The organism is Flavobacterium granuli (genome assembly GCF_031456055.1).
Lineage (GTDB): Bacteria > Bacteroidota > Bacteroidia > Flavobacteriales > Flavobacteriaceae > Flavobacterium > Flavobacterium granuli_A.
In genome coordinates, this window is the sequence record NZ_JAVDTX010000004.1 from 1 (window position 1) to 16,846 (window position 16,846).

Below are 16,846 nucleotides of genomic sequence, written 5' to 3' on the forward strand. Positions count from 1 at the left end.
CTTCCACCAACGATTACAGTTCCGACGCAACAATGCTATACAGGAAGTAATTTGACTGTCAATTTAAGTACATTGACCACTACTTATAATGGGGTCAAATCTTACACAGTAAACAATTCGGCTATTACAGGTCCTACGGCTACTTTCAATGGGCCGGGCACTTATACTTTGGGTATTAAGGACGATAACGGATGTGAGGCTTTTGTAACGTATAAAATTGAAAAACAATTAACAGCTTTTGCCAGAGTAACTAAGGAATTATTTTGCGCTGCACCAATAAATGCAACAATCGCTGTTGCTATAACAGACGGTGTTGCGCCATATTCTTATCAAATGTATGTTGGAGGAGTTTCCACGGGCAGTTTGACACCTGTAACGGGTTCAAGCTTCACAGCTTCTGTTTCGGCAGGGGGTACTTATAGTTTTGTAATTACCGACAGTAATGCCGTGAAATGTTCAGTTACAACTGCAAATGTTGTTGTGACAACGCCTAGCACGCCAAGGGCTGCATTTGTTCAAACTAATGTTAGCTGTAATGGAGGAGCAGATGGAACAATTACAATAACTGGATCTAATGGTGTTGAGCCATATTTGTATAGCATCAATAATGGAGTAAGTTTCCAAGCATCAAATTACTTTACAGGATTGACAGATGCGGGTGTTTATAAAGTTGTGGTTAAAGATGCTAAGTTGTGTACATCAGTTGCTATTCCAGTAGATATTACACAACCAACTGCCGTGACAGCAAGAGCCGTTGTGACGCCATTTGGTTGTAATACTGCAAATACACAACAAGATGCAATTGTCACTTTAACACCAGGTGGTGGAACTCCAGGGTATAAGTATAGTTTTAATGGTGGAGCTACTTACCAAGCTTCGGCTTCATTTGTTGTTAATGCTGCTAAGACTATTAACTATGTAATTCAGGATGCAAATGGTTGTACTGCTAGCGGTTCTGCAGTTGTGACGGCATACACGCCGCCAACTGATATGAATTTGGCTGTAACTCCTATCTATTGTAACACACCAGGGACTGTTGCTACACTTACTGTAAATTCAGTTACAGGAGGGGTTGCTCCATATACTTATGGTATTATTTCACCTATAGTCTCTGCGACCAACACAACAGGAACTTTCTCTAATCTTGCTCCAAATACTTATATTGTAAAAGTTACTGATGCCAATGGTTGTAGTACGACTAAAGCGATTTTAATTAAAAAAGCGAATAATATTTCTGTAATTGCTCAATTAATCAATGATGTATCTTGTAGAGGAGGATTTAATGGGGCAGTGAATTTCACAGTGTCAAATTATATTACTGCTGGAAGCTACAGTTTCGGTTTGACACCAGCTGCTGGAGCTTTTACAAAAACTGGAGACATAATAAAATACACTGGATTACCAGCTGGTAATTATACCTTCAATGTAACTGATGGTGTTTCGGGATGTGTGGCTTCGGTTACTAATTTTACCATTAGTCAGCCTGCTGCAGTACTTGATTTTACAGCAGTAGCAACAAATATCAATTGTGATGTGAAAACGTCATTAATAACGGTTACAGCTACAGGAGGAACAGTTTCTTATAGTTATGCAGCTGTACCAACAGGTACTGGTGCTCCAACTGCTTACAGTGCAGATAATCGATTATTAGTCGATACTAATAATGGTACGGTTATGGGTTGGGATGTATATGTGAAAGATAGAAACGGTTGTTCATTGAGTAAATTGAAAACTATTCTTTTGGATGTTACTCCAATGATAACTAGTGCTGTTGCAACGCAATGTCCTAGTTCAACGGGTACTTATAACATTACAGTATCGGCCACAGGTTTTAGTACTGCATTACAATACAGTGTGGGGGGTGTTAGTTTCCAAACGGGCAACATCATTACTGTGAATACACCTGGAAATTATAATGTTATAGTTAAAGATGCTAATGGATGTTCTTCAGCTCCGACTGCGGTAACTATTTTAGATCCTTTACAGTTGAAATTCGACATTACCACATCTCCTATTTGTAATGGAAATGAAGGTGTAGTGACGCTGACAGTCACAGGAGGAACAGTTGCTGCAAACTATGTTTATAGTAAAGATAATTGGGTTACGTCTCAGAGTTCACCAGTATTTGCTGGATTAATACCTAATATGTATATTTTTAGTGTTAGAGACACTGGAACTGCTTGTACAAAATCTGTAACGGCTGTTATTGAAACACCAAATAGGGCTATTGATTTCACTTTGCCTAAAACAGATGTAATTTGCAAAGGAGAAAGCAATGGTACTGTTACTGTTGCAATGGCAACCACAACCACAACAGTGAATAACAATCCTGTTTATACATACGCAATTAGTCCTTCTCCAATTGGTATGGTGTTAGTAGGTAATGTATTTACAAATCTTCCTGCCAATACTTATACAGTTACTGTAACTTCAGGAAAAGGATGTCCAGTTTCTAAAGTTGTAACCGTAGGTGAACCATTAGCTATTTCGGTAGCAACTCCAATTGTAACGGAGTATGGTTGTACAACAGGAAACGGAACCAATTATGCAACTATTTCGGTTGGTTTGCCAACTGGAGGTTCAGGAACTTATACTGTTTATGAGTTTTTAAGAGATGGAAATCCTAATCCGGTTCAAAAAGGAGTTAATCCTGTTTATATTGAAAGCGATTTATTGGGAGGAAACTATATTATCAATGTTTATGACAATAGAGGATGTGTAGGAACAACTAGTACTACTATCGATGCGTTTATTGGTATTGATTTTGCCACTCCTTCTTCGATAAATGTTACTAAAGCGATAACTTGTATTAATGATGAAGACATTCAGGTAAATGTTGTTATTAAAGGCGGTGCACCAGTTCCGTTAGATTATACTATTGTAGCGTCAGCAACTAATGCGAAACCTTATGCTTCAGTAACGAACACTTCTGGTCAGTTCACAAATCTAACAGTTGGAAGTTATATCATTACTGTGAAAAACCCTTCAACTGGATGTAGTATTAAAACAATTCATTATGTAAATGAGCCTAATACATTTGATTTAGCAGTATCTAATATTAAAAATGTAGTTTGTTACGGTTCTGCAACAGGTAGTGTTGATTTGAATTTTGTTGATAATCAATTGGTTCCTACTAATGATGCTGGAGTTTTTGATTACACTATTGCCGGTCCAGTTAGTATTAGTGCAAGGTCAACAGATGCAGGACCAATTACTATTCCGAATTTGCCTGCAGGTGTTTATACGGTTACTGCAAAACTAGTAGGGTTACCAAGTTGTGATGTTGTAACTACATTTACAATTGATCAACCAACTTTAGCATTGACAATTTCTGAAAATCATACTCCAATCACTTGTGATCCAGGTAATGATGGAACGATTTCTGTAACTGCTGATGGTGGATGGCCAGGTACTTATCAATATGAATTGGTTGGACCAGTAAATGTGGCTTATTCTACAGATTTTTATTTCGACAATTTAAAAGCAGGAACATACATCTTAAATGTTAAAGATGTTAATGGTTGTGTTGCAACAACAACAGTAACATTAAGTGTGCCAAGTCCAATACTTGTTAGTGCATCTGCAACTTCAAGTCTTTTATTGTGCAATGGAGATACAAGTGGAGAAATAAGAGTTAATACTCCAACAGGTGGTCAAGGAAGTAATTATTCTTATATTTTAAATTATGCTTCAGCTAATCCGGTTATATCTTCTGCGCCTCAAACTAGTCCTGTTTTCTCTGGATTAGGGGCAGGAACATATACAATTACTGTCATTGATGGGCTTGGTTGTGTATCAGCACCTTCTGCTGATATAATAATAGCAGAACCAACAAAAGTTGAAGCGAGCTTAGTACTTGCAACTGCAATAACTTGTCTATCGAGTGCCACAGTTACTTTAAGTGTAACAGGAGGTACTGGACCTTATGAATATAGTACTGATAAGAATTTTGCTCCAGGTTCACTTACAACATTGACATCGGTGCCTTTCTCAGTTGGATTGGGTGATCATCAGTATTATGTTAGAGATGTTAATGGTTGTGTTGGTTTTATTTCAAACACCGTAAAAATAAATGCTCTAACACCTTTATCATTAGATCTAGATTTAAGTAATGCCATTATTAATTGTAATGGTGCAGCAACTGGAGCTATTGATTCAAAAGCTTTTGGAGGTTTAGGAAATTATGTGTACACATTGTTAAATGCTACAAAGAATCCAATTAGTCCTGCTCAGGCAACTGGTTATTTTGATGCACTTCTTGCGGGTACTTATTATGTACGTGTAGATAGTGGTGATTGCCAGTATGATTCAGATGTAATTACGATTGCTCAGCCAACTACTGCATTAGGTACTGTTGTTACTACCACACCTGTAACTTGTAATGGAATAGGTAATGGTACAATTGTGGTTATTGGTAGCGGAGGGACTAATCCGATTGGTTATGCTATATCGCCAAATTTGAATCAATATTTTGATACAGGATCTTTCATTAACCTGAAACCTGGAGTTTATGACATTGTAACTCAAGATAAAAATGGTTGTTTTGTCAAAGACCAGGCAACTATTACAGAGCCAAATCTAATTGTTGCTAATGTAGTTCCAAGTTCAATTCAGCAAGAAATTTGCGTTGGCGAAAAAACTGGCGCCTTTGATATTACTATAGTTGGGGGTATTCCTCCTTATAGTACTAGTATTGATGGTGATCCATTTGTACCAAATAGAATTACATTTTCTGGACTTTCAGGAGGAAATCATATGGTAATTGTTAAAGATGCAAATTTATGTGAATCTGAATTGGAAGTACCATTGGATAAAGCTGTTATTCTAAATCCAGTGGCAATGGTATCGAATGAATGTGTTAATAATTCGCCAGCTAACAAAGTTATTGTAGAAATAGATGAAAGTAATAATGCAGCTGATGTTACGTACTCTTTAGATGATACTGGTATTGAACAAGTCAGCAATGTCTTTACGAATCTAGCTCCAGGAGACCATTACGTAATGGTACATCATAAAAATACTTGTATTGATGCAACAGAAGCGTTCACTATTGACCAAATAGATCCATTAACAATTTCAATTGATCTTGGTGGATTAAATGAGATAGTGGCTACTGTTACTGGAGGTTCTGGAATTTATCAATACATGATTAATGGTGAATCAATAGGTTCTAACAATAAATATTTTTATTATAGATCAGGAGATTATACTGTGACAGTAATTGACAGTAATGGTTGTTCCGCATCAATTACTAAATATTTTGAGTTTATTGATATTAAAATACCACCAATATTTACACCAACTGGAGATGGTACTAATGATAGTTGGAAGCCAACTAATACAGAAAATTATCCAGATATTAAATTCGTGGTGTATGATCGTTATGGGCGTGAAGTTGGTGTTTTTGGCGCAGGACAATCTTGGGATGGTAAATACAACGGAACGGAGTTGCCAATGGGTGATTACTGGTATGTATTGAAATTGAGACACACTCAAGATGATCGTGAGTTTATAGGCCACTTTACTTTATATAGATAACATTTGTAGAAAGATATTAGAGAGTGATTAGTTATCCAAAATGAAAAATAAAATGAAAAAGATCTTAATTAGCATTTTTCTTTTGACTGTAACAGCAAGTTACAGTCAAGAGTTGAATGTTCCTGTAGCTACACAATATTTAGCAGACAACCCTTATGTGATTTCACCTAGTTATGCTGGTATTGGTGATAATTTTAGAATCAATCTTAATGGTTATCAACAATGGGTTGGAATTGAAGATTCGCCTCGAAGTCAGGCTCTTTATGCCGATTTTAGAGTGTTAGATCAATCAGGTGTGGGCTTGACTTTGTATAATGATTCCAACGGAAATACCAAACAAACTGGGGGTAAGCTTACTTTTGCTCACCACATTATTTTGGACTATTATTCCAAACAGTATCTTTCGTTTGGTCTTTCATATATTTATAATTCGTTTCGAATAGATCTTCCAGATTTAACCAACATTCCTCCTGATATGGGAATTAATGGTGATCGCTCTGCCAATAACCATAACTTTGAAGTAGGACTTTTATATCGTAATAAAGCTTTTTATGTGAGTGCAACGGCTACCAATATTTTGGAAAAAGATATCGATTTCACAACAACAAAAGTGGAGCCTAATTTACTTGCTAATTACCAAGTGTATTCAGGTTATATATTTGACATAGGAAATCGGTCAGAATTGGAACCATCTGCATATTATCAAGTGTTTCAAAGTGATGGACGTTCTAATACGGATTTGAATTTAAAGTACAGAAAATACAACAGATATGAAGACTATTATTGGGTAGGAGCTACTTATCGTTTTTTGAATGATCAAATCGGTAAACCATTAGGAGTAGGCCCTATGGTTGGATTTACAAAAGGATATGTCTCAATGGGCTATTCATACCAAGTTACTTTGGATAATAATATAGCTTCTCATAATTCAGGAACGCATTCCTTGACTATTGGATTTAGATTCTTGCAAGGTTTGAGTAATTGTCCTTGTACTCAAAGTCCTGTGCATGAATAGATAATAATTTTAAAAAATACAAAAGCACAAATTAGTTCTAGTTTACTGGAAATAATTTGTGCTTTTTTTGTTTGTGTTTAATTGCTGAAAGAGTTTAACTTTTATGTATACTTTGTATTTGTTAATGCATATTAATTTAAAAATATAGATTTGGGCTGTACTTATTCTATACTTACATCGATTTCGTTAGTAAATTCATAATTTTTTTAGAATTTTCAAATTTAATACTTATTTAAAAGTTATATCTTTGTTATTCTTTCAAAAACAACTAAAAAAAAGAACCATGAAGACTTTGAATAACTTTGATTTCAATAATAAAAAGGCAATAATAAGAGTTGATTTTAATGTTCCTTTAGACGAAAACTTTAATGTTACCGATGCTACTCGTATTGAAGCTGCAAAACCTACTATTGATGCTATTTTGGCCCAAGGTGGAAGCGTAATCTTAATGTCGCACTTAGGAAGACCAAAAGGAGCTCAAGACAAATATTCTTTAAAGCATATCTTAAAAACAACTTCTGAAATTTTAGGCGTATCAGTTCAGTTTGCAACTAATTGTGTTGGAGCTGAAGCTCAGGATGCTGCTAAAAATTTAAAACCAGGTCAAGTTTTGTTATTGGAAAATTTGCGTTTTCATGATGAAGAAGAGGCTGGAGATGTTGCTTTTGCAAAAGAATTAGCTTCACTTGGAGATATTTATGTAAATGATGCTTTTGGTACTGCTCACAGAGCACATGCTTCGACTACGATTATTGCTCAGTTTTTTCCAACTAGTAAATGTTTTGGATTATTATTGGCTAAAGAAATTGAAAGCTTAAATAAAGTTTTGAAAAACAGTGAAAAACCAGTTACTGCTGTTTTAGGAGGTTCAAAAGTATCTTCTAAAATTACAGTTATCGAAAATATTCTTGACAAAGTAGATCACATGATTATTGGTGGTGGAATGACATTTACGTTTGTAAAAGCATTGGGTGGAAAAATTGGAGATTCTATTTGTGAAGATGATAAACAAGAGTTAGCACTTGAAATTTTGAGATTGGCCAAAGAAAAAGGAGTTCAAATTCATATCCCTGTTGATGTTGTTGCTGCTAATGATTTTTCAAATACTGCAGAGACACAAATAGTTGATGTAAGAGAAATTCCTGATGGATGGCAAGGTCTTGATGCAGGACCAAAATCCTTAGAGAATTTTGAAAAAGTGATTTTGGAATCTAAAACTATCCTTTGGAACGGACCATTGGGTGTTTTTGAAATGGAAACATTTGCCAAAGGAACTATTGCACTTGGAAATTATATTGCTGCATCTACTGAAAACGGTGCTTTCTCACTTGTTGGTGGAGGGGATTCTGTAGCTGCAGTTAAACAATTCGGTTTTGAAGATAAAATGAGTTATGTTTCTACTGGTGGTGGTGCTATGTTAGAAATGTTAGAAGGTAGAACATTACCTGGAATTGCTGCAATATTAGACTAAAAGTTTTGATATTGGCATCAATGCCTTTCCTTTGAATTTTTAAATTGTTAGTTATACTTTTTTGAAAATCAATTTAACCTTTAGTCGCTTTATTTGTGACTAAAGGTTTTTGTTTTTATATATAATGTACTATTTTACAATATTTTACGTTGTATAGTTAATACTGTATGTTATGAATGGTAGTTTTTTTCGAAACATTCCTTTTTTTAACTAAAGTGCAATTTCTTTCGATAAAAGAAAACGTTTTATTTTTCAAGTTTTTTTGGAAGAAGTTAAATTGTATTTGATTTAATTTTTTGAAATTATTTACTCACAAATCTTCAAAAATTTGGTCAAATGTCGAATATTTTTGTATTTTTAACATTATTTTTGAATTGAATTAAAAAATAGACAATAAGTTTGCGAAAATTTAATTCTAATCGTTTGGATAATAGCGAATTGAAATTACAGTTATGATAATAAAAAATACCACCATTACGTTTTTTCTATTGCTTTCTTTAGCAGTGTTCTCCCAGAACCCTATGGATAGTTCAGAAACAGTCAGTTACGAAAAACCTATTTCCTATTTAGATTCCATAAAAAATTCTTTTGTAAAATACGATCGAACTGTCAAAACAGATAGTTTATGGATGAATCAAATCGGAAGTACCCTTGATATTTATAATAATTTAGAAACCGAAATCAATACTATTAACATTGACAAGGATATAGATAATGAGCTTCCTACCGAATTGCTGAAGCAACGACTGGCAGCGATGGATGCTAAATCTCCTTTTAATATTGAATACAATCAAGGCTTAGAAAATTTAATTAAGTCATTCCTTAAAAATAGACGTAAAGCTTTCGCCAATCAAATGGCTGTAGCTGAATATTATTTCCCTCTTTTCGAAGAGGCATTAGCTAAGCAAAATGTACCGTTGGAAATTAAATACCTAGCCGTAGTGGAATCGGCTTTAAATCCAAAAGCTGTGTCAAAAATGGGAGCTACAGGATTGTGGCAGTTTATGTATCATACGGGGAAACAGTACAATCTAAATATTGATTCATATGTTGATGAACGTTCTGATCCTTTGAAATCTTCGGCAGCAGCAGCGCAATATATGACCAATATGTACGCGATTTTCAACGATTGGGACTTGGTTTTAGCTTCTTATAATTCTGGGCCAGGAAATGTAACCAAAGCTATTCGCCGTTCTGGTGGGCAGCAAAACTTTTGGAACATAAAAAAACACCTTCCTCAGGAAACCCAAGGATATGTTCCCGCTTTTCTTGCCACAATGTACATTTATGAATACCACAAAGAACACGGTATCGTTCCTAAAAAAGCTTTAGTGAAACATTTTGCTACCGATACTGTAATGGTTAAAAAAGAGATGTCTTTTGCTCAAATTTCCAATTTATTAGATATCCCAGTTGAGCAACTACAAGCATTAAATCCATCTTATAAACGCAATGTGATTCCAAATTATGAGGGTAAAAGTCATTATTTGACATTGCCTTCTTGTAAAGTAGCTGTTTTTACTTCGAATGAGGATAAAATCTATGCTTATGTACAAAATGAAATGGACAAAAGGGAGAAAACTAATGAGGGTAGAAAGTCTAATTTTATTAAGGATTCTTCGGTTACGGCATTAGCATCCAATAACAAAGTGAAATATTACAAGGTCAAGCGTGGCGACAACCTTGGTGATATCGCAAAAAGAAATGACGTTTCAGTAACGGATCTAAAGAAATGGAATCGTCTCAAAGGAAATTCAGTTGTCGCTGGTAAATCATTGAAAATAATCATTGAAAACGATTCGGATTTGAGCAGTAGTCAATTGGCCTCAAATGATGATAAAAATAAAGTTTTAATTGCAAAAGAAAGCACTAGTGTTGCAAGTAGGGAAAGTAAAACAACTATTGATAAAAAAGATACACTTGTTGTCAATGGGTCAAGTTTTTATATCGTTCAAAAAGGTGACAATTTAAATACTATTGCCAAAAAGCATAACACAACAGTGGCAGAGATTAAAGAGTGGAATCATCTTACTTCTCAAAGTATAAAATTAGGAGCTTCATTGCAAGTTGGTAATTTTGTACCTGTGACAAATGACACGGCTGTTGCGGTAGCTGTAGTAACTCCAGAACTTAAAGACATTCAATATGAAGTTCAAAAAGGAGACAATCTTGGAAGTATTTCCAAAAAATTTGGAGCTACTTTAGCTGATTTAAAGCTTTGGAATAATTTGCACTCAAATAATATTACTGTTGGGAATACATTGATTGTAGCAAAAAATGCTGTAGCAATTAATACCAACTACGCTTCAGTAAATACATTTAAGAAAAAAGATAATGCTGTTTCTTCGTCCAAAAAAGAAATTAATTATTTAGTACAAAAAGGAGATTCATTGTTTAGTATTTCCAAGAAATATCCAGGTGTTACAGTTTCTGATTTGCAAAAATGGAACAATATCACAGGTGATGATTTAAAACCTGGAATGGGTTTGAAAATAAAAGGATAATTGAATAAACTACAGTATATTTGAAGTCTATTCAGACTTTTCAAAATGAATAAAACTGTTTTTTTATTTTTATTAACTATCGGAATCCTTTTTTCTTGTTCTAAGAAAAAAGAAAACAGCTCGAGACAATCTTCAGGCAAGATTAATGCTATTTCAATTGTTATTGATAATCAATTGTGGAATGGTGTTGTTGGTGACAGCATCAGGAATAAGTTTGCTAGTCCTGTGGAAGGTCTGCCGAAAGAAGAACCTATTTTTGACATAAATCAATATCCAACAGATGTAATGGAAGGTTTTGTAACCAAAAGCAGAACCATTATCGTTATCAAATTGGGAATCGAGAATCGGTTTGTTGTTCAAAAAAACCAATATGCCACGCCTCAAAATGTATTTCATATTACAGGAAAATCAGTTGCGGCACTTCTGAAATTAATCGAAAAACACACTCCATATATAATCCAAAGTATAAAAAAAGCGGAAATAGCTGCCCACTGGGAATTGTTAAAGGATTCTGTGATAACTTCTAAAATAATTCATGAACAATTTCAACTTGATCTGAAAGTTCCAAAGAGTTATTCTTTCAGTATTAAAAACAATAATTTCGTTTGGCTAAAAAGAGAATTTTCCAGTGGCAGCACGAGTATTTTGCTTGCCCAATTCCCTATTAATAGCTTTAATCTAGAGGAGAATGTTTTAAGTCAGATTGTTAAAATTCAAGATTCTATTGGAGCGGTCTATGTTAAGGGTGAAGAGCCTTCATCCAAGATGTATATTGACACTTCTTATCCAATTTATCTTTTGGAAACTAGTTTGGATGGAAAAAGAACTTACGAAACTCGAGGTACTTGGCGATTGAAAGATAGCTTTATGTTTGGTGCTTTTGTGAGTTATCTCATAGTGGATACCCAAAAGAACAGAATTACTTACCTAGTAGGATTTTGCTATGTTCCCTCCAAAGATAGGCGTGATTTTATGCATGAATTGGAAACGATTTTAAAAGAGGTAAGGATAAATTGATTTTGTTTTGAATACTAATCGTTTTGAGCTTTATATTTGCAAGCTTAAATCAGAAAATAATTAAGATTCCAAGAATGACTATAGAATGGAAAATAAAGCCTTTTGAGGCATTATCAGTTAACGAATTGTATGATATACTCCAATTGCGAAGCAGGATCTTTGTAGTGGAACAAAATTGCGTCTATCTTGATCTTGATGGCAAGGATAAAGTGGCTTTGCATCTTTTTGGAACTTTTGATGGAAAAATTGTGGCTCATGCACGACTTTTTAAATCTGGAATTTCTTTTGACAATGCATCCATTGGAAGGGTAACTGTTGATCCTGATTATAGGGACCGAAAATGGGGACATGATTTGATGAAAGAAGCTATTGCTGGTGTTTTGGAACACTTTGGCGAAAGCCAAATTACTATTGGAGCTCAACTATACCTGAAAAAATTCTATGAAAGTCATGGTTTTGTGCAATCTAGCGAAATGTACTTGGAGGATGACATTCCGCATATTGAAATGAGAAGGGAGTAATTCGGTTGCTTTTTAGCAGTTAGATAAAAATATAAAATTGGGTTGTTTTTGGTCTTTTTATGATCAAAACAACCCAATTTAATTTTATAATCTTTTGGTTTTTCTAAATTTTTAAAATTGAATTATACTCAGCTGAAGTGTTTAGAATGTTAACAGCTTTTTTGATTTCAGCATTATTTTTGATATAATAATTATAAAGACCTTCTTGATATTGATAGCGTTTGATGATTTCGTCCAATAGCAATCCTTTAATTTCTTTTTGGTTTTTATCCAATAAAGCATTTTCGGATTTTTGAAGCGCAATAAGCAAATTTTGGTACTCTACCGCAATAGATTCATCCAATTTTTCTTTTTTGGCAGTTGCCAAAGTGTTTTTCAGTGCAACTTCGGTTTCAGTGTCAAAAGTTATTTTTTGGGTTTTAAGATATTGTTTGAAATCAGCATAATCGGCATCGGTAATTACTGGAATTTTTGTGCCTAAATTTGGGTTTTTATAGTAATAGTGAGTTGCATAATTAAAAATTCCGTCGTTTTTTAATAGTGCATTGGCAATCGGACTGGTTTTGGTTTCTTCCATTTCGATGTCTGGTAAAATTCCACCACCATCATAAACAGTTCTTCCTTTTCTGGTTTTAAAGGCGTTGTAGTTTTTGGCATCGGTTCTGATGGCCACTCCGTTTTTGTCTTTATGCGCATAATCCAGCGCCTGAATGCATCTTCCCGAAGGAGTGTAATAACGGGAAATGGTTACTTTAAGCTGCGTGCCATAGGTCAATTCCACTGGTCTTTGAACCAAACCTTTTCCGAAACTGCGACTTCCCAAAACTACCGCACGATCCAAATCCTGTAAAGCTCCCGAAACAATTTCGGAAGCCGAAGCACTTCGTCCGTTGACTAAAATCACCAAAGGGATCGTAGTGTCTATAGGTTCTCTGGAAGTTTTGTAGGTGTTGTTGTGTTTCTCTATTTTCGATTTTGTTGTAACAATAACTTCGTTTTTTGCTACAAAAAGATTACAGATATTTACCGCTTCGTTCAATAATCCACCGGGATTTCCTCTTAGATCCAATACAATTCTTTCGGCGCCTTCTTTTTTCAATTGTTCCAATGCTTCTCTAGTTTCAGTTGAAGCCTTTCGGTTAAAGTGATCCAATACGATATAACCTGTTTTGTCATCAATCATGGCAAAATAAGGAACCGATTTGATTTCTACTTCGTCCAATGTGATTACGGTAGAATTGGTTTTACCTTGGCGAATGTATTTGATGTCGATTTTGGTGTTTTTGGAACCTTTCAATAACTGCGAAGCATCATCTTTGAAATCAGCCAAAGGTGTGTCACCTATCTGGATGATTTCGTCGCCTGCTTTTAACCCAGCTTTATCAGCAGGAAAATTTTTATAAGGCTCTTTTATAATTAGCTTGTCGTCTTTTCGAGTTATCAATGCCCCAATTCCAGTGTATTCACCCGTATTGTTGATTTTGAATTTGAGTACTTCCTGTTCGTTAAAATAAACGGTATAGGGGTCAAGAGAACTTAGCATTCCCTTAACAGCGTTGTTCATCAGTTCTGCCGGAGTGGTTTCATCGACATAATTTTTGTTCAATTCCTTGAATAGCGTCGTGAAAATTTCCAATTGTTTGGCAATCTCAAAATAGTCGTCTTTGAAACTTACCCCAACAAATAAAAAGGCAGAAGCTACAATTGGAATTATGATTTTTTTTTGAAAAAATGTACGCATGATTATATGTTTTTTTTCTTGAAACGTTTTCTTATAAAATAAAATAGAGCCATTGCTATAATGATAAAAGGCCAAATCTCTAATAATCCTAAAAAGAAGCTTGAAATACTATAAAATCCAGATTTAAAGGCATTCCATATTTTAGCTCCATAGGAAATAGTGATACCGCTTTCTTCGGCAATTGTTTTATAGAACTCTATTGTAATCGTGCTCAAAGAGACTTGATTTTGCATGTATCTTAATTGTCCTTCTTTGGCTTCAATTTCTTCTCGAATGGTTGAAAGTTGAGCTTCAATAGCTAACATTTCAGATATTTTTGTTGCTTTTGCCAAAAGTTCAAGATACCTGTTTTCCAGTTTTTTTTTGGCTTTCAATCGGGCATCAATGTCGATGTATTCTTCCGTTACATCTTGTGAATTAATCTCTTTATTGTCAAAATAAGCAACTCCAGTCAAAATGTTTTTTATGAAAGAATCAAAATTATCACTTGGAATGCGAACAGTTATTCTTCTGTAAATGGAAGCATATTCTTTTCCTTCACTATCGTTTTGTATGAAGGCTTTCCCTTTTTTTACAGCAATTTTTATTTGTTCATAAGTGGTTTCTAAATTATCGGTTTCAAACTTAAGATTACCATTCCTGATTATTTTTTGTTCTACGATTTTGTCTTCTACATTCGGGGATTCAGAATTAGCATCTGCCTCAGTAAACTTTTGTTTAGCAGGTAACTTTATTGCTTGGATAGACATTTCTTCAGCCGCTACGTCTTCCGCTTTTTTACAATTTATTAATGTGAAAAATAATAGAGCAATTACTAATTTTGATTTCATAGACAATAATTTATTTTTAAAAATACAAAATTAATTCTGAATGTAAACTAAGTTGAAGTTATGCTTCTTTCGGATGAGAATGTTCGAATTGTTATTCTTCTTTTTTTATTTGCAATAGGAATTTCTCAAACAACTGAATGGTTTTGATGTTGATTTCCTCATAAGACAATCGATCTTTACTTTGGTAAAAAAACATAAAAGAGTAGGGTTGATCCAGATTGTCTACAAGTAAATGTTTGTTTAGCCTATAAGTTTCGCGGAGCACTCTTTTGAAATAATTACGGTCAACCGCTTTTTTGAAATACTTCTTGGAAACAGAAACGCCAATTTTTATTTTTTCGCCTTCTCCAAAAGTCCCTGTATTGTAAACCAATCGCAATGGATATTTTGATACCGATTTGCCTTCAGTAAATAATAATCCAATGGCTATTTTGCTTTTGAGTTTTTCGTTTTTGGGATAGGTGAAGTTCATTTTATAAAGTTATGCCGTTTTATAGCAGACAAAGGTACAATTAAACGCTAAACGGCATAATCGTTCTGCTTTAAAGTTGAGTAATAAAAGAGATTTATTATTTTAGTGCATAATTTTTTTAGAACAATGAAGAAGATTTTATTATATCCAATAACGGGGGTGTATTATTTGGTCTATTTTATAGTTATGTGTACTGTACATCCAATTCAGTGGGTAGCTTTTAAGATTTTTGGAAATATAGGATTGCAAAAAGCGTTTGATTGTGTGGCCTATTTAAGTTTAAAATGCAATCATATTTTAGGCACAAGATTCACTTTTGAAAACATAGAATTTATTCCAAAAGATGTTCCTGTTATATTTGTCGCTAATCATCAAAGTTTATTAGATACCGCTGGAATTATTTGGTATTTGAGAAAATTTAATTGTCTTTTTGTTACTAAAAAAGAACTGTCTAAAGGAATACCGTGTGTTTCTTATTTTTTGCGCAATGGTAAATATGTACTTATTGACCGCAATAATCCCAAACAGGCTATACCAAAAATAAAATCTTTGGCAGAATATATTGAAAAAGAAAAATATTCTGCAGTTATTTTTCCAGAAGGAACTCGAAGCAAAACAGGAGAACCAAAAGAATTTGCAGAAAGCGGACTTAAAATTTTATGTAAATATGCACCATCAGCTTACATTGTTCCCATAAGCATTAACAATTCATGGAAAGTGTATCAATATGGTTATTTTCCTTTAAGTTTTGGAAATAATCTTATCTTCACAGTGCATAAGCCATTGAGAGTAAGTGATTTTTCATTTGCAGATATAATGAAAAAAACAGAAGCTGAGATTGTACAAGGGATAAAAATTTAAAGAATCGGCTATTGTCTCTTTTACTTCATAACACAGGATTAAAAGAATGTGTTAATGAAAACGCAGCTGTTTTAGGAAATGGCTATAAGTAAAGTATATATTTATTACTTTTGTGCTAAATTTAAAAGTATGCAAAAGTTAATTTCGTATCCCTTATCTTTTATTGTTTTAGTATTAGTATTGCTGAGTTTGGTAGTGTTTCACCCTATTCAATGGATTTGTTTACACGTATTTGGTTATCAAGCGCACAAAAAAAGTGTTGATTATCTGAATTTTATTTTACTGAAAATCGTTATCATTTTAGGAACAACTTTTAGTTTTGAAAATAGAGAAAGTATACCAAAAGGAGTGCCAGTTATTTTTGTTGCGAACCATCAGAGTTTGTATGATATTATTGCGATGATTTGGTTTTTGAGAAGATCTCATCCTAAATTTGTCAGTAAAAAAGAATTAGCAAAAGGAATTCCAAGTGTTTCTTATAATTTAAGGCATGGTGGATCGGTAGTTATAGATAGAAAAGATCCAAAACAAGCCATACCTGCTATCAAAAAAATGGCAGATTACATTGAAAAGCATAAACGTTCAGCGGTGATTTTTCCAGAAGGAACACGTAGCCGTAATGGAGTACCAAAGGAATTTGCGCAAACGGGTTTGAAGATTTTATGCAAAAATGCACAATCGGCTTATATAGTTCCCATCAGTATCAATAATTCATGGAAACTCTTAAAATACGGAACTTTTCCCTATGGTTTAGGAAATCATATTACCTTTGTAGTGCATGAAGCATTCGCTGTAAAGGATTTTGAGTTTAAGGATATCATGCAAAAGACTGAATCAGCAGTCGTAAACGGAATAAAAATTTAAAAATTTATATAT

At 34.0% G+C, this 16,846-nt stretch carries 11 protein-coding genes; 8 read left to right on the top strand and 3 right to left on the bottom strand.

Annotated elements, in window-relative coordinates; genetic code table 11:
- From J2W95_RS09110 to J2W95_RS09135, 6 genes are all read left to right on the top strand, one after another.
- On the top strand, window positions 1–5,538 hold a 5,538-nt coding region (locus tag J2W95_RS09110; RefSeq protein WP_310006165.1), incomplete at its 5' end, for a T9SS type B sorting domain-containing protein.
- A gap of 52 nt (window positions 5,539–5,590) precedes the next feature.
- Window positions 5,591–6,553 (top strand): PorP/SprF family type IX secretion system membrane protein, encoded by a 963-nt coding sequence (locus J2W95_RS09115; protein ID WP_310006167.1) that lies wholly within the window; start codon window positions 5,591–5,593, stop codon window positions 6,551–6,553.
- Window positions 6,554–6,836: 283 nt separating this feature from the next.
- Window positions 6,837–8,024 (top strand): phosphoglycerate kinase, encoded by a 1,188-nt coding sequence (locus tag J2W95_RS09120; protein WP_310006169.1) that lies wholly within the window; start codon window positions 6,837–6,839, stop codon window positions 8,022–8,024.
- 452 nt (window positions 8,025–8,476) lie between these two features.
- A complete protein-coding gene (locus J2W95_RS09125; protein ID WP_310006172.1) occupies window positions 8,477–10,528 on the top strand; it encodes a LysM peptidoglycan-binding domain-containing protein in 2,052 nt (683 codons plus the stop codon).
- A 45-nt stretch (window positions 10,529–10,573) separates the two neighbouring features.
- Complete coding sequence (locus J2W95_RS09130) at window positions 10,574–11,545, top strand: DUF4837 family protein (RefSeq protein ID WP_310006174.1); 972 nt, start codon at window positions 10,574–10,576, stop codon at window positions 11,543–11,545.
- 74 nt (window positions 11,546–11,619) lie between these two features.
- Entirely contained in the window at window positions 11,620–12,066 is a 447-nt protein-coding gene (locus J2W95_RS09135; protein WP_310006176.1) for a GNAT family N-acetyltransferase, read from the top strand.
- Between the two features lie 103 nt (window positions 12,067–12,169).
- Here the strand turns inward: J2W95_RS09135 and J2W95_RS09140 are convergent, their stop codons facing one another.
- From J2W95_RS09140 to J2W95_RS09150, 3 genes are all read right to left on the bottom strand, one after another.
- Window positions 12,170–13,807, bottom strand: coding sequence for a S41 family peptidase (locus J2W95_RS09140; RefSeq protein WP_310006177.1), 1,638 nt, complete (start codon window positions 13,805–13,807; stop codon window positions 12,170–12,172).
- A 2-nt stretch (window positions 13,808–13,809) separates the two neighbouring features.
- A complete protein-coding gene (locus tag J2W95_RS09145) occupies window positions 13,810–14,637 on the bottom strand; it encodes a DUF4349 domain-containing protein (protein WP_310006179.1) in 828 nt (275 codons plus the stop codon).
- 91 nt (window positions 14,638–14,728) lie between these two features.
- Entirely contained in the window at window positions 14,729–15,109 is a 381-nt protein-coding gene (locus J2W95_RS09150; RefSeq protein WP_310006181.1) for a ribonuclease P protein component, read from the bottom strand.
- A 126-nt stretch (window positions 15,110–15,235) separates the two neighbouring features.
- Here J2W95_RS09150 and J2W95_RS09155 point away from each other — a divergent pair, with 126 nt between their 5' ends.
- Window positions 15,236–15,970: a lysophospholipid acyltransferase family protein gene (locus J2W95_RS09155; RefSeq protein WP_310006183.1), complete on the top strand. Its 735-nt coding sequence runs from the start codon at window positions 15,236–15,238 to the stop codon at window positions 15,968–15,970.
- 129 nt (window positions 15,971–16,099) lie between these two features.
- On the top strand, window positions 16,100–16,834 hold the full coding sequence (locus J2W95_RS09160) for a lysophospholipid acyltransferase family protein (RefSeq protein WP_310006184.1): 735 nt from the start codon (window positions 16,100–16,102) through the stop codon (window positions 16,832–16,834).
- Window positions 16,835–16,846 lie beyond the last annotated feature (12 nt).